Genomic DNA, 15,961 nt, shown 5'->3' on the forward strand with positions numbered 1-15,961 from the left:
CGCTACGAAATGACGAAATAAAATAATTGCAGGGCTTGGAACTATTTACCAACAAAATCCATTTACATAAGCAGAGTATAAATCTATTCATAATCGCGCACTCGCGATACATTGTTTAAGGTTAGGTTGGTGATTATGGCGCGCTTCAGTTCGGAGCGCGCTATTTTTTTAAATTGTAGAAGGTCTTCAAACTTGTCATTTCGACCAATAGGTAGAAATCCTATTAAAATTAAATACCAGGGTGATTAGATTTCTCCTATCGTCGAAATGACAAATCATATTGTTTTTGAGAAACCCTCCTTTCTCAATCAGTCGAATTCCATTAATTTGCCCACCTAAACCCTTGAATGATGAAAAAACTGCATTCGATTACGATGCTCGCTTTTGTAATTTTCGCTTGTGAGCAAAAACCAAGAACTTCTTTTGAAAAATACTTCACTGATCAGACGTTACGGATAGATTATTTCCATACTGGAGATGCTAATACGGAAACGGTGGAGGTGGACGCATTGTACACTTATGGAAGTTGGGCTGGTAGCCTAGTCAACTTGGTTGATCCGCTCAACTATGGCGCTTATTATCACAAAATCTATGATGAAGCTTCTGGAGAGTTAATCTATTCAAAAGGTTTTGATAGCTATTTCAAAGAATATCAAACCAGTACCCCTGCCATTGACGGAGTCGCGAAACAATTTCATGAATCCGCCATTATTCCTCATCCACAAGCAAAAATCATTTTTGCCTTAGACAAACGAGACAAAAACGGCAAGCTGAACGAAGTTTATCGAACCACTATTGACCCTACTCAAAGCGTGGCTGGTGCTAAAGATGCAGAGATCAATGTATTTGCCAGCCTCGACAATGGCGACCCACATGTCAAAGCAGATATTTTGATCGTAGGAGAAGGCTATGCTGCTGATGACAACCAAAAATTTCAGGATGATTTGAAAAGATTTACTGAAGTGTTTTTCAAAGCAGAGCCATGCAAGTCGTACAAAGATCGGTTTAATATCAGAGGAGTATTAAAAGCATCCGAAGACAGCGGAGTGGATGAGCCACGAGCAGGGATAGACAAAAACACAGCTGTAAGTGCGACGTTCAATTCTATGGGTTCCGAAAGATATTTATTGACAGAAGACAACAAAGCGCTGAGAGATATTGCAGGTCACGCTCCCTACGATGCGCTATACATTATGGTCAATCACAGCCGATATGGCGGCGGTGGAATTTATAATTTCTACTGTACATATACCTCAGACAACATCTTTAGTGAATATCTCATGGTGCATGAGTTTGGGCATTCTTTCTTTGGTTTGGCAGATGAGTACTATACTTCCTCTTCGGCTTACAACGATTTTTACCCACAAGGCTACGAGCCAGCCGAACCGAACATCACCGCACTACTCGATCCAGAAAATGTGAAGTGGAAGCACTTACTATCTGACGGCGTTGAATTGCCCACACCTTGGAACAAAGCCGACTACGATAGCACCAGCTTAAAATGGCAAGCTGAGCGCCGAGCGCTCAACGACCGAATCGCTGAACTAAAAAGAAGTAATGCTCCCACTGAAGAAATAGCGTCAATTGAAGCACTATATGACGAAAAAGTAACCGCGGAAGATGCTCGGGTTCAGGCGTTTTTGGAAGGTGGTGATTTTGCCAAAAAAGTAGGGGCTTTCGAAGGCGCAGGTTATGCTTCGGAAGGCATCTATCGTTCTTCTCCGAACTGCATCATGTTTACCCGTACGGATTATTTCTGTGAAGTATGCAAGGAAGCCATGATCGACGTGGTGGAAACTTATGCACAATGATTGTAAAAACTGTCTTTGAGGTGCAGGGTATTTAGAGTTTTGAACGAATGTGAGAAATCTTATTAACGACTTGTAGGGTTTCCCCTGCCGTCGAGAGTGACAAATTTGAATTAACATAATTGAATCTATCATGAAAAGTCAAAAACTTATATTCGCTTTAATACTCATTCTTACTTTCCTATTCTCATGTAATCAGAAAAAAGAGGTTTCCCTTCAAAAAGAAAAGGAAAAAATTCTCGCCATGCATCATGCACAGCGAGATTACCATTTCAATAAAGACTCAGTAGCTTTTGCTGACCAGCATTCCATGAATTTCATTTCTGTGAATCGAGGTAAAATTACTCGACCTAAAAGAGAAGCCACCATCGCCAGATACAATAGCTATTTCTCTTCTGTAGAATTTGTGAAGTGGGACGATGTGTCCGAACCCATCATCAAATTTTCTGATGATGGAAGTTTGGCCTACACCATTGTTGACAAAATAGTAACGCTAACTTATCAAGATGAAAATGGAGAAACAGTAGAGGGGAGTACTCATTTTGCCTGGACAACGATCTACAAAAAATACGGTACTGAGTGGAAAATTGACTGCGTCACCTCCACCAATATACCGGAGTAATGAAACAGTTAAGTATCATTCTTTTAATCGGCTGCTTATGGGCGTGTTCAGACACTAAAGATTTCATTCTAGAAGACAAGGACTTGATACCGGAGGGCACAGCCTTCAATGCAAAACAAATACCGTCTATGTGGGAAGCGTTTATAAGCAGAAGGTCTTGGGCATAGAATCAGATGGTACCGAAATTGACGTTATTTCTCAGGAGAATTTTGGTCACTTCAGTCCATTAGGTATGGAGATGGACTACCAGACCAATACCCTTTGGGTGTGTGCCGCTGTAGCTCCCATCGTCAAACACCCTTCAGAAACGAAGCGTCAAACTGCTGTACTGGCTTTTGATCCCAATGGCAATCTCCTACGCTGAACACTTTTCAAATATAAAAATTATTGATGAGGTGGGTTTCATCGATGGCTACTACGAACAAACCACACAGCAACTCAACGGTCCCAAACGCACCGTTTACGGTCGTCGTTCTTTAGTGTTTCTAAAGAAAAGTAGTGAATGGCATTTGTCCCATTATCACAGGTCTCCTTTACCGAATGAGTTTGTGAGGTGAGTTAGTTTAAAGGTTACCGAATTATTTTTTTACATTAGCTTCATTGTAAGTAATGAGATTCATAGTCAAAAATAATGCTAAATAGAATAATTCAATCAATTGTCTTTTTTGGTTCTTGGGCATTAAGTTTTATCGGTTTAACGTGGTATATTATTCATGATGGCCAATTCGGTTTGATCTTGGGTATATTTTCTTATGCTTTCTTTTTGACTTTTCAACTAATAAAATTTAGAAAACTAAACTCCATGATGATAAGCAAGGAGTTACTAATCGCAAGACCAGATCATTCATTTCGAGAAGAAGTAGAAAACAAATTTTTTCCTCCAATTTTGGTTTCTGTCTTATATGTTGTGTTGTTGGTCAGCGACAAATACGAACCAATTGTAATCTATGCCCTTCCAGTTGGTTTTTATTTGATTCTCTGGGTCTTCTCTCTTGTGCATTACGAATTATATTACGGCTTAATTCTCACAAAAGACAGAATCATATGGCCAAAAGACAATATTAAATTAGAGTCAATAGCGTCTTTTTTGGTTAATTCTTCGGGTGAGCTGGAGGTGTTATCCATGTACCATTTGGAGGATAAAAAGGTAAACCTTAAAAAATTCAATATTAGTGATGTACACTCAATAGTGAAAGTATTAAAAACAAAGAAGGAGATAAAAATAGATGGTCAAAAACCTGAGGATTTTTGGTCTAAGAGTTTTGTTGACCTGTTTTAAAAATATTTTTTCATGACCTTCAAAACCAAACGCCGTTGGCGAACTGTACGAGACTATAGCTTAGGCTGGACGTTGGCCTTTATCTATCTCTGTATTGTCAGAGGAGAAGGCACACAGGAACTGGGCTCTGTTCAATTTGAATTTTGGGATTCAATTGTGACTTCACTTATGATGGGGCCGTTCTTTGGATCTATCTCGGGGATTGCACACGTACTCATGATGGAATATGGCTACAAACAAATTTCTTTATTGAGGCTAATTATTTGGCGTGCTACCTATGCACTGCTTTTTTTAACCTCCATGATTTTACTGGCCTTTACTATCTATGGTAAGGAAATGAAGTTGCTGGATTTCGCCTTCGAACCAGGCAGTTTTGCCATATACCTCTATATCCTTACTGTTGACGTTTTCATGTTTGGATTGATGCAAGTCAGCTTATTCTTTGGTGGCAACAATTTAGTAAAACTGCTTACAGGGAAGTTTTATTCGCCAAAAGAGGAAGAACGTGTCTTTATGTTTCTAGACTTGAAATCTTCTACTCAGCACGCCGAACGGCTTGGTCATATCAAATACAGTAAAATGATTCAGGACTGTTTCAATGATCTAGGGGTAGTTGTTGAAAATGAATCGGAGATTTATCAATACGTAGGGGATGAGGTGATTCTGACTTGGAACTTAGCAGATGGGCTAAGAAACGAAAACTGTATTAATGCCTATTACAATTTTCAGGCACAGCTGGAAAAAAGGAAGGCATATTATCAAAAGCAATACGATTGCCAGCCGCATTTCAAAGCGGGATTAAACGAGGGAGTTGTAACTGTAACGGAAGTAGGAAAGTACAAAAAAGAAATTGCCTACCATGGCGACACCATCAACACGACCGCCAGAATTCAGGAAAAATGCAATGACTATGGCGAAGAACTATTGATTTCGGAAAACCTCAAGGACAAGATATTAGATTCATCATTTAGATTTCACAAATTAGATAGTATTGCACTCAAAGGAAAAGAGCAAGTCGTCACGATCTACTCCGTGTCTCAATCGAAATAAGAAAATTCATTTTGAATATAAACAACATCAAATCTGCGTTTATCATTTTTAGCCTATTGCTGATTCACTTGAGCAATAATTGTCTGGGGCAAGTACAGTCGGAATTGCCCGACCCGCTCGAAGCAGGTTGGAAAGGTGAATCGGTTTGTGATGTGCTGGAAGAAAACGAAAGTATTAGAGTATTCAAGTGTACGTTCGCACCCGTTGTGGGGCATGACAGACATTTTCACGCGGAGCACTTTGGCTACACACTTGCTGGAGGAAAATTTCGAATCACAGATACTACAGGTACACGTGAAGTGAACGTGCCGACAGGTTATGATTTCTACAATGAGCGCATTGACTGGCACGAAGTGCTCAATGTCGGCGAAACTACAGCAGTGTTTTTGATTATTGAACCAAAGTAGTGTTGATTCAGTTGGCGTGTGTCTCGTTTTTGAGAATGTGCATGGCTAGCATAAAAGTGTCACCCGCTAAGTCAAATTTGATAGATTGATTCATTCCTAGTAATGGTTCTCGTGTGATGCTAGGGTGAGCAACTAAATGCTGATCACAGCCCACCACAATCATAGTCACAGGATTTTGTTGGTCGTTGGAATAGGTTTCGTAGAAGGCTTTCTGATACAATCGATAGTAGTGCCAAGAGAAAGAAAGCTTGTTGACAGACTGAAAGTATTCCGTAAATGAGGCCTTCCTTCCAACGTAAGTTTTAACTTCTTTTTTGTTTAAGTCTGACAACTCGGCTTTGGCATAAAACGCCCACAATTTTAAAATCGAATCGTGTTCGGGTTTTTCAGCACTATAAAATAAATCTGATCTAAACTTAGTCGACACAATCATCACCCTGCCTGATGTGATCGTTCGCATCAGCGCTTTGAAATCAGAAATACACGCTTCCACCAAGTGGAATTTTCGTGCGCTCTGGCCAGCGACAGTAATCAAATGTATCATGCTTTCTTTGAGTTTCCTTAAAAAAGAAAACGATCTAGAAAATACCGTCATTGCGAACAAAGTGAAGCAATCTTAACACAAATTTCGATTTCGAAAATTGAGTTCACCTCACTCCGTTCGTGATGACGGACTTAGTGCCTTATTTTTTCAAATCAAATCTATCCAGATTCATCACCTTGTCCCAGGCAGCTACAAAGTCATTTACAAATTTATCTTGAGAATCTCCGCAGCCATAAACTTCAGCCAAAGCTCTCAATTCAGTATTTGAACCAAAGATCAAATCCACTCTAGTTCCAGTCCATTTCACCTGACCTGTTTTGCGATCTCGTCCTTCGAAAACATCCTGTTTGTCCGAAGTCGCTTTCCAAGTCGTTCCCAAGTCCAAAAGGTTAACAAAGAAATCGTTGGTCAACTTTCCAGGTTGCTTGGTGAATACGCCTTTTTCCGACTGATCGAAATTCGCTCCTAACACTCTCATACCTCCCACAAGCGCAGTCATTTCTGGCGCGGTCAGCGTCATCAATTGAGCTTTGTCTACCAACATTTCTTCTGCTGATATGGTATAACCATCTTTCATATAATTCCGGAAACCATCTGCCAATGGCTCAAGTGCCCTAAATGAATCTACATCTGTCTGTTCTACAGAAGCATCTGCTCGACCTGGCGTGAACGGAACCGTGATACTATGGCCAGCATCTTTAGCTGCTTGCTCCACACCTGCACATCCCGCCAAGACAATTAAGTCGGCAAGAGAAACCGTTTTGCTGAAATCATTTTGAATACTTTCCAGCTTTTCGAGCACTTTGGATAGCTGCGTCGGGTTATTCACCTTCCAATCTTTTTGAGGGGCTAAACGAATACGTGCACCATTAGCTCCACCTCTTTTATCAGAGCCACGGAAAGTAGACGCTGAAGCCCAAGCGGTAGATACCAATTCAGCAACTGATAACCCAGAAGCCAAAATTTTCGATTTGAGGTCAGCTATATCTTTATCATTAATCAACTCGTGTTTCACAGATGGAATTGGATCCTGCCAGATCAACTCTTCTGAAGGAACTTCACTGCCCAAATAAAGCGCAATCGGTCCCATGTCTCTATGGGTCAACTTATACCACGCTTTGGCAAATGCGTCTGCAAATGCATCTGGATTTTCATGAAAGCGTTTGGAGATCGGTTCGTAAATAGGATCCATTTTCAAAGCCATATCTGCTGTCGTCATCATCAACGCTTGTGTCTTCGAGGCATCACCGGCTGCTGGTGCCTGATTGGCATGAGAAGCGGCCGTTGGTGTCCACTGATTTGCGCCAGCCGGACTTTTGGTCAATTCCCACTCATATCCAAATAGCACATCAAAATATTCGTTGTTCCACTCCGTGGGAGTAGATGTCCATGCACCTTCTATACCACTGGTAATGGTATCATCTCCATGACCACTGCCGAAAGAATTCTTCCAGCCCATGCTTTGTTCTTCGATACCAGCACCTGCTGGCTCCCTTCCCACATATTTGTCGGGATCTGCTGCTCCATGTGCTTTACCAAAAGTATGACCACCAGCTACGAGTGCCACCGTTTCTTCATCATTCATGGCCATACGGCCAAATGTCTCTCGAATATCAATAGCAGATTTTAAAGGGTCAGGATTACCATTTGGCCCTTCTGGGTTTACATATATCAAACCCATTTGAACAGCTCCCAGAGGATTTTCCAACTCACGATCTCCTGTATATCTTTTATCCCCGAGCCATTCTGATTCTGCTCCCCAATAAATATCTTCTTCAGGATGCCAAACGTCTTCTCGGCCACCTGCAAACCCGTACGTTTTGAATCCCATGGATTCTAAAGCACAGTTGCCAGCCAGCACCATCAGATCTGCCCATGAAATCTTCTTACCATATTTCTGCTTGACTGGCCAAAGGAGCAAACGTGCTTTATCCAAGTTGCCATTGTCTGGCCAGCTATTGAGTGGCGCAAAACGTTGCGAACCCGATCCAGCACCTCCTCGACCATCCTGGATTCTATAGGTACCTGCACTATGCCAAGCCATTCTGATGAAGAAGGGGCCATAATGGCCATAGTCCGCCGGCCACCAGTCTTGAGATTCAGTCATCAAATCATACAAGTCCTTTTTTATGGCCTTTAGATCCAGTTTCTTAAACTCGTCCGTATAATTGAAATCCTCACCCATAGGATTCGAAAGGTTAGAATGCTGCCTAAGGATGTTTAGTTTTAGCATATTTGGCCACCAGTCCAGATTGGATGTACCGCCTCCAGCACTATGATTTAATTCACCTCCATGAAAGGGGCATTTTCCTGCGCCATTAGAATCGTTGTTTCCCATTTTATTTAATCTTTTTAGTTTGTTAAGTCAATGTTCTATAAATGTGGCGAATAAAATGTTATTAGTCAAATCAATAATTATTATACTTGTATAAGAAATAGTTATATGACTTTACAGCAATTCGAATATATTATCGCTCTGGATGAATATAGGCATTACGTCACGGCAGCAGAGCACTGTTTTGTCTCCCAGCCAAACCTCACCATGCAGGTCAAAAAACTAGAAGAGGAAATCGGGGTAAGGATATTCGATCGTGACAAAAAGCCACTTCAGCCTACTGAAATTGGAAAAGAAATCATTCTAAGAGCCAGACAAATACTACGAGAATCTAAACAGCTCAAGGAGTTTGTCACCCATGAAAAAGAGGCACTAGAAGGAGAATATACCGTGGGAATCATTCCTACCTTGGCGCCTTATCTGCTGCCTCAGTTTTTGCCTTCATTTATTAAAGAAAATCCAAAAATTCATTTGAAAATCAGGGAGCTTCAAACCAGCCAAATCATTTCTCAGCTGGAGAATGGCATCATCGACATTGGCATTTTGGTCACACCACTCAATGAGTCTGCCATCAGAGAAGTACCAGTATTTTACGAACCTTTTTTACTTTACTTACCCGAGAATCATCGGTTACTTAGTGAAAAGCTGATGCTTGCTGATGACCTGGATCCAAGTGAAGTATTAGTATTAGATGAGGGACATTGTTTTCGAGAGCAAGCGCTTTCAATTTGCAAAGGAGCAAAACATGGTTCTTCCATAGGTTTCGAATATCAAAGTGGCTCGATTGAAGCACTAAAAAGTCTGGTACAAAAAGGAGTGGGTTATACACTAGTGCCAGAGCTATCTATCAATCACGTACAAGATGAAATCCACATCAGAAGATTTTCTCATCCTGAACCTGTTCGTGAGGTCAGCATAGTTGTACACAATAGTTATATCAAAGAATCCGTTATCGAACGACTGAAAGAAACCATTCAAAAAGTAATTCCTACCCAATTATTAAATAAACAATCAGTAGTAGATTTCGATTGGGTTTGAAATTTTCTATGGTTTCACGATTTACTAATTTTGAATGATCATGAAATTAACAATTACCTCTCTTTTTATTATTATTTGTTTTGTAGCTCTTGGACAGGATGAAAGTGCAATCATTTGGCCCAATGGAGCCAAAGCAGCCATTTGTCTAACTTACGATGACGGTCTACCTAGCCACATCAATACGGTAGCACTTATGCTCGAACAATATAATTTTAAAGGAACATTTTATCCCACACTATCTTCTCCTTCTCTCAAGAATCACATGGAAAAGTGGAAGTCACTAGCGCAGTCAGGACATGAATTAGGCAATCATACCCTATTTCACCCCTGTCAAAAATCTTTGGATGGTATGGACTGGGTAGCGGACCACCACAACTTAGATGATTATTCTTTGGAAAAAATATATGAGGAAATACAAACCGCCAATAGTTTCTTACAAGCCTTGGATAGTTGCCGACAAAGGACATTTGCCTATCCCTGTTCAAATTATTATGCAGATGGGGAAAATTACAGCGACTCGTTATTTCTATATGCAACTGCTGCAAGGGATGCCTCAGAAGTACAAACTAAACTGGCTACTCCGCAGGAAATAGACTTATTCCATGTGCCTTCCTGGGCCCCTAACAATCATGGCGCACATTTTTTGATTGCCTATGTAGACACTATCATTCAAAACGAAACGCTAAGCACAATCACCTTTCATGGTGTAGGAGCAGAGCATATGCAGGTAAGCAAAGAAGCCCATGAGGAATTGCTCAAATATCTGGATTCAAAAAGAGATGAAATCTGGGTAACTACTTTCAAAGAAGCAACGGACTACTTACGTGAGTTTCAAAAGAGTGTCGGTAAAGAATAAGTCTGTTCAAAAATTTCTCACATTTTGTTGAGTAAAAAAAGAAGTCCCCAGCAGAGTACTCTTCTGCTGAGGACTTCTTCTAAGCCTCAAAGTGACGCTTTTTTTCCATTAATGCCCTGCTCTACAAGAGCATCCTGTATCGCTAGCACCGTGCCAATCAAAAGCCGGGGCATAACCCGTTTGTTCCCAATAGAATTTACCTCTTGGTTTATCATAGTTACCCACTTCATTCATGGTGCTCGCATCATATAATCTTCCATTGATCATGGTGTATACCACAGAGTTCGAGTTCTGAATGTCTTCCAACGGATTCTTATCTAACACAATTAAGTCGGCCAACTTCCCCACTTCAATAGATCCAATCTGATCATCCATTCCGATGTAATTGGCCCCGTTCATAGTAGCAGACCTTATGGCTTCAAGGTTCGTCATGCCACCCTGAGCCAATTCCCACAATTCCCAGTGTGCTCCTAATCCTTGCAACTGACCATGAGCTCCTAGGTTTACTTTCACGCCCACATCTGTCAATTTCTTGCAGCTTTGCGAAGTCAAGATATGCCCGTTGTCATATTCCTGCATCGGGATCATGGTTCTATGTCTCGACCTGGAATCAATAATTGAGCGTGGTGTGAAATTCAACAGCTTTTCATCCTCCCACACATTGGTGGTTTGATACCAATAATATTCACCACTCATCGCACCATAGTTTACTAGCAAAGTAGGTGTATAGCCTGTTTTGCTGGCTTTCCATAGTTGGATCACATCATTGTGCAATTCGCCAACAGGCAAATTATGCTCGACGCCCGTGTGTCCATCTAAGATCATCGTGAGATTATGAAAGAAGTTCGAGCCTCCTTCGGGCACTACTTCTACCTGCTGCTCATGTGCGGCCTGAATTACCTGCTGACGCTGGTCTCTTCTAGGCTGATTATAGCTCTTTACAGAAAACGCTCCAAAAGCTTTCGTTCTTGTGATGGCTGACCGTGCATCATCCAAACTGTTGACCAAGGCTTTGAAGTCCCCATCGGCACCGTAAAGGATCACGCCAGTAGAAAATATTCTTGGACCCACCATTGCTCCTGACTTTACCATTTCAGATTGTGAGAAAACCATTTCTGTATTTGAAGAGGGGTCATGTGTAGTCGTGACACCATACGCCAAGTTCGTATGATACTGCCAATGCTGCTGTGGACTCAATCCATAACGAAAGGCACCTAAATGCGCATGTACATCTACTAGCCCTGGCATGATTGTTTTGCCTGCAGTATCTATCACTTTAGCATCAGAAGGGATTTCAACCTCCGATCCAACAGCAATAATCTTATTAGACTCAACTAGGACCGTTCCACTTTCAATTACCTCATCACCATTCATGGTGATAATTCGAGCATTGGTGAAAGCAACTTTTCCATTTGGTTTGTCACTTGGCAACTGAAGGTCGATTTTGATGCCGACAGAATCCATAGGCGGAATACTGTCTGGCGCGCCATCTACAAACAGAAATCTGTCATTGATGGCATTGCTGAAATACTCATTCCCCAAGGTCCAATTCAACCTTTTTGAGTCGTTTGACCATTGGATATTGATGCCGGCATCTTTAGCCACTTGTGCCACAGGCACGTTAGTGGACTTTCCGTCAAGCGTAATCGTTTTACCTGCCAATGGCATGGCTGCGATATACACTTTGTATAGATTAGAAAAGGCCACCCATTTTTCGTCCGGGCTTGGTATGATACGTTGCCCATATTTTGACTTTACAATTTCTCTGACGTCCGTTCCATTAAGTTTCGCAGACTTTAAAGTCTTTTCTAATGATCCAAATAGATAGCCACCTGTTTGGTAGTAGATGCGATCACCCGCTTGATTGAATGTAGGGTAAGCGCCTTCATCAGTAATTTTACTAGCAGTCGTTGGCGTCTTTTTCGAATTGCTCACTTTCAGTAAATACAAGCCAGGCTCTTTCGTATGCACATAGCCTTGATGGCTATTGCCACCTTCTTTTCTATAAACAATGGTATTAATGTCCTTTGGATGAAATGCAGGCTCTCTATAAATTGCTTTTTCACTGGTTACTTTCACAGGTTTGGCTTTAGGAGACGACATATTCAATGTATAGATCGCTCCCATATCATCATCATTCCAGGTGACGTAAGTCAAATATTTTCCATCTCGTGAAAAAGCTGGCTCGAATTCCAAGTCTGTTCCATTGGTCAAACGGCTCGGAGTGCCATTTGGTAAACTCTTTTTCCATAAATAGCCCGCTGCATTAAACACTAAGGTTTTGCCATCAGGAGAAGTCACAGCTTGGCGAATAGCCTTAGCCATAAACTGATCTGGTGCAGCATCATTTTTGAATTTCAACGCGTCTACAATTTTGTGTGTAGCTGTGGCCTCAAATGGAATGGTAGTGACTTCCATGCTAGACACATTGATCTTTCTGATTTTGCCTTTCGACCAAAACACAATATGTTGATCATCAGGTGTCCAGTTGAATCCTGTAAATGGTCCGAAGATGGCCCAGGCTTCTTGCTGGTCTTTAGTCAATTCATCATAGATCGGCCATTCCGCTCCTGTTTTCAGGTCATGTAAATACAGTACTGTTTTTTCGCGAACACGACGAACAAAAGCCAATTGGTCTCCTTTATGCGAAGTCACAGGACGAATCGCCCCACCAGCACCACCAGTTACCTTTTCAGTTTTTCCCTTTTCTAAATCATATCTTTTGATAGCGTAGATCTGACTGTTTGGATCTTTGTTGTATTGAAAGTATCCACCTGGATACATGTCTTCGCTATAGTAGACATATTTACCATCTGAAGAAGCCCAAGGCTCTCCTATATCCTGTTGATCATTTTTCTTTTCGACCAGCTGAATACCAGCACCACCTGATTTGTGATACATCCAGATTTCGCCAGCGCCTGCTGAACGCTGAGAAGTAAAGTGTTTTCTAGCATATAAATAATTTCCATCAGCAGACCAGACCGCATTGTTGAGTAACCTAAAATCTTCTTTAGTCACTTGTTTGGCCTCTGTGCCATCGATATTCATTACCCAGATATTGTCACCTCCACCCGCATCACTGGTGAAACTGATCTGCGTACCATCAGGACTGAATCTAGGTTGTACTTCGAAGGCATGTCCTTCACGAATCACTTTTGCTTTTCCGCCTGCAATTGGTAGAGTGTAGATGTCACCCAATAAATCGAAAACCAGAAGAGATCCATCTGGGCTGATGTCAAGGCTCATCCAGGTGCCTTCATCTGTGGTGATAGTAGTTTCCTGATATGGGAGTGCAGGTTCTGATACCTTCCATTCCTCTTTTTTGTTGTCTTGAGCTCTGATGGAAAATATCACACCAAAAGCTAGAATTGCAGTTAATAGTTTATTCATGGTTAATTATTAATGTCTAATATGTATGTATCCGAAGATACTTCATTCGTTATTCTATTTTAGCACATAAAAAATGGCTGCTTGGATTCTATCCAGACAGCCATTATTGTTCTTTGTTTTGCGCTTACAAGTTAGTCGTCCACGCCTTGCGCAGAGCTAGTTGTTTTTCATTGGCCAAAGTATCAACTTCAAAAACGAATTTTTCCACTTTGGCTTCGTCTCCTTCTCCTACTGTTTTTTCAGCTAAATAAGTGATGCCAACCTTGGCGTAATACTCTTTCAATGGTAAGGGTTCGTCATTTTTCACATACTTTTCAAAAAAATCAGCCACTTCTGGATAAGTCATTTCTGTGAAAATATCAAAGAATTCATTTTCTGGAAACGCCTTTTCAGAGCCATATTTTTTCGATAATTCATTGACCACTTCTCTCATGCCTCGCTTCCCATCAGATTTTTCGAGCAGAAGAATATCAAGCAAGTTTATAATCACGGCACCCTTGTAGTAAACATTACTATAATTTTTTCTGCCTGATTCCATAAAAGACGTTTCGGCGATTTTCGTCAAACTGTAGTCAGAATCAAAATAATAATCATCCACTCTCAGTTTATAGTTCAGCTGACCAAGCAATCCTTCCAAGGTCATGATTCCTCCACGTACCTGCATCATATCAGAAGCCCACTCCGTGGTAGACTCATATAGCCAGAGGTGTGCAGACGGCGTGGGTGTTACGAAATTGAATTGTTGGATGACCTCGCTATGAATATTGAGGGGCGTAATGATATGAAAAAATTCGTGTGCTGCAGTACTCGTGATTTTTGGCCCCCCATCTACCGCATAGTCGTCTTCTACATATACGTACTCTGAGCTGTAGGAATGTTCCCAAGCACCAGCATTGAAATCTTCAAAGTGAAACAAAAAGGTATACCTGTCTACAGGAAAATCAACCACAAATTTGTTGGCCGCCTCAAGCATAGCGCTCATGCTTTCAAGTAAATCGGTTGATTTGATTTTATCTGTTTTGCTGTATGTGTAGAGTTCTACCTTGGTGCCATTAAAATCCGCACTGGCTTCTGACAGTCTACCCAATAGGATCGGTGAATCCACTGCGTGATCAAAGTTTTTGGCAGCATAAGCTCCATTCTCATTTTTAGAAAGTGCTGTTCCAATTTTCCATTCTTCAGGATAAGTCAATGACAGTGTTAGAGGCTGACCTTGCATTCCTTGTGGATAACCTATCACGCAGTGTGCATTGAACAAGACATGATCATCTTCCATAGAAGTACCACACATTTTGTACATCTCCATTTCTTCTACTGGTGTATCCCAAGTTTCTGCTACCCGAAATTCAATTTTTGTAATTTTTTTAGGCGTTGTCAACTCCCATTGGTTTTCACTTTTCTTTTTAGTGACAATTTCGTTGCCTTTTTTATCATATGCTTTAAAGCTTCGCACGAAGCGACCAATGTTCATGGTTTGATAAGTGCCAGGAGCAGTTGCCGCAAACTGATAAATATTGTTATCGTCTGACAATCCTTTTATATCGAGCGTGACTTTGAATTCGTCATTGCTTCGATCGTTTAAGTCGATACTGTAATTAAGGCTTGTTTTTTGGCCACAGGAAATGAGTACTACTCCTGCAATCATCCATGTTGTTATAAATAGTTTTTTCATCTTTAGAGTTTTTTGACTTTCACCAAGCAATATATGATGGGATCATCAAATTTCGACAATGTTTGTGATGAGCGGAATAGACTAAATTCGCAGAATGACATCAATAAGCATATTAGGGTGCGGATGGCTAGGGTTGCCATTGGGAAAACACTTAGCCGAAGCTGGTTATCAAATCAAGGGTTCCACCACTCAAGTTGATAAAATTCCACAATTAGAATCTGCTGGAATTAAACCCTTTCATTTGGCTCTTAATCCAAAACTAATAGGCGACGTCTCTGATTTTTTTGATTCTGATATTCTGCTCATCAACTTACCACCAAGGAACAGAGACGGTATTCAAGACTTTCACGAAACTCAACTACAAACACTTCTTGAACATATCATATCCAAATATGTCATTTTCGTTAGTTCAACAGCTGTATATCCCTCTAACAATCAAGTAGTGACTGAGGTCGATGCAAATTCAGAATGTCTGACTCGAGGTGGCATTTCCTTACTCAACATGGAACAGCTTTTCGCAAATAATCCAGCATTCCAAACCACAGTCATTCGTTTTGGTGGATTGTATGGACCAGACAGACACCCCGGTAGATTCCTCTCGGGGAAGAAGAATTTAGCTGGTGCTGATAACCCCATAAACATGATTCATCTCGAAGATAGCATTGGAGTGATTCAAAGCATTATTGAAAATGAATTATGGGGAGAAGTATTCAATGCCTGTGCTCCTATGAATGAAACACGACAGTCGTTTTATGAAAAAGCTGCCAGAGAATTAGGCGTAGAAGCACCAACCTTTTCAGGTGAGCCTTTGCCATTCAAAAAAGTCAGTTCAGAGAAGTTGCTTAAAAGGACAGGGTATAAGTTTCAATATTAAGCCAATACAAGTATGAGGTGCTCTCTTCAATGATTCTGCTAGAGGCTTGGGATACCCTGACCAAATCAAGATATGACATCTGTAAA

General features: G+C 41.0%; 13 protein-coding genes. 9 read left to right on the forward strand and 4 right to left on the reverse strand.

Translation table 11 applies throughout. From position 1 onward, the window contains the following. The first annotated feature begins 347 nt into the window (after positions 1–347). The 6 genes from ABJH98_RS19900 to ABJH98_RS19925 all read left to right on the forward strand — a co-directional run bounded on the left by ABJH98_RS19900 (position 348) and on the right by ABJH98_RS19925 (position 5,166). Positions 348–1,811 carry a M64 family metallopeptidase gene (locus ABJH98_RS19900; RefSeq protein ID WP_348309537.1) on the forward strand — a complete coding sequence of 488 codons (1,464 nt, stop codon included), beginning with the start codon at positions 348–350 and terminating at the stop codon, positions 1,809–1,811. Positions 1,812–1,941: 130 nt separating this feature from the next. Then, a complete protein-coding gene (locus ABJH98_RS19905) occupies positions 1,942–2,430 on the forward strand; it encodes a nuclear transport factor 2 family protein (protein ID WP_348309538.1) in 489 nt (162 codons plus the stop codon). A gap of 130 nt (positions 2,431–2,560) precedes the next feature. Continuing rightward, positions 2,561–2,794, forward strand: a complete 234-nt coding sequence (locus tag ABJH98_RS19910; RefSeq protein WP_348309539.1) for a hypothetical protein — start codon at positions 2,561–2,563, stop codon at positions 2,792–2,794. Positions 2,795–3,232: 438 nt separating this feature from the next. Next, positions 3,233–3,709: a hypothetical protein gene (locus ABJH98_RS19915; protein ID WP_348309540.1), complete on the forward strand. Its 477-nt coding sequence runs from the start codon at positions 3,233–3,235 to the stop codon at positions 3,707–3,709. A 12-nt stretch (positions 3,710–3,721) separates the two neighbouring features. Continuing rightward, entirely contained in the window at positions 3,722–4,759 is a 1,038-nt protein-coding gene (locus ABJH98_RS19920; RefSeq protein ID WP_348309541.1) for an adenylate/guanylate cyclase domain-containing protein, read from the forward strand. A gap of 11 nt (positions 4,760–4,770) precedes the next feature. Then, a complete protein-coding gene (locus ABJH98_RS19925; protein ID WP_348309542.1) occupies positions 4,771–5,166 on the forward strand; it encodes a hypothetical protein in 396 nt (131 codons plus the stop codon). A 7-nt stretch (positions 5,167–5,173) separates the two neighbouring features. Here the strand turns inward: ABJH98_RS19925 and ABJH98_RS19930 are convergent, their stop codons facing one another. Together ABJH98_RS19930 and katG are read right to left on the reverse strand one after the other, a co-directional pair. Further along, positions 5,174–5,710 (reverse strand): hypothetical protein, encoded by a 537-nt coding sequence (locus tag ABJH98_RS19930; protein WP_348309543.1) that lies wholly within the window; start codon positions 5,708–5,710, stop codon positions 5,174–5,176. Between the two features lie 139 nt (positions 5,711–5,849). Continuing rightward, the gene (gene katG / locus ABJH98_RS19935) at positions 5,850–8,048 is read right to left on the reverse strand and encodes a catalase/peroxidase HPI (RefSeq protein WP_348309544.1); all 2,199 of its coding nucleotides are present in this window, start codon (positions 8,046–8,048) and stop codon (positions 5,850–5,852) included. Between the two features lie 105 nt (positions 8,049–8,153). On the opposite strand from katG, the gene ABJH98_RS19940 reads away from it, so the two are divergent. Beyond that, entirely contained in the window at positions 8,154–9,083 is a 930-nt protein-coding gene (locus ABJH98_RS19940) for a LysR substrate-binding domain-containing protein (protein WP_348309545.1), read from the forward strand. 40 nt (positions 9,084–9,123) lie between these two features. Beyond that, complete coding sequence (locus ABJH98_RS19945; RefSeq protein ID WP_348309546.1) at positions 9,124–9,939, forward strand: polysaccharide deacetylase family protein; 816 nt, start codon at positions 9,124–9,126, stop codon at positions 9,937–9,939. Positions 9,940–10,047: 108 nt separating this feature from the next. On the opposite strand, the gene ABJH98_RS19950 is transcribed toward ABJH98_RS19945, so the two are convergent. Together ABJH98_RS19950 and ABJH98_RS19955 are read right to left on the reverse strand one after the other, a co-directional pair. Then, positions 10,048–13,329, reverse strand: a complete 3,282-nt coding sequence (locus ABJH98_RS19950; RefSeq protein ID WP_348309547.1) for an amidohydrolase family protein — start codon at positions 13,327–13,329, stop codon at positions 10,048–10,050. Between the two features lie 124 nt (positions 13,330–13,453). Further along, complete coding sequence (locus ABJH98_RS19955) at positions 13,454–15,001, reverse strand: peptidase (protein ID WP_348309548.1); 1,548 nt, start codon at positions 14,999–15,001, stop codon at positions 13,454–13,456. A 94-nt stretch (positions 15,002–15,095) separates the two neighbouring features. Between ABJH98_RS19955 and ABJH98_RS19960 the strand changes: the two genes are divergently transcribed. Then, on the forward strand, positions 15,096–15,875 hold the full coding sequence (locus tag ABJH98_RS19960; protein WP_348309549.1) for an SDR family oxidoreductase: 780 nt from the start codon (positions 15,096–15,098) through the stop codon (positions 15,873–15,875). Positions 15,876–15,961: the final 86 nt, after the last annotated feature.

This window comes from Reichenbachiella sp. (assembly GCF_039969095.1).
Taxonomy (GTDB): Bacteria; Bacteroidota; Bacteroidia; order Cytophagales; family Cyclobacteriaceae; genus Reichenbachiella.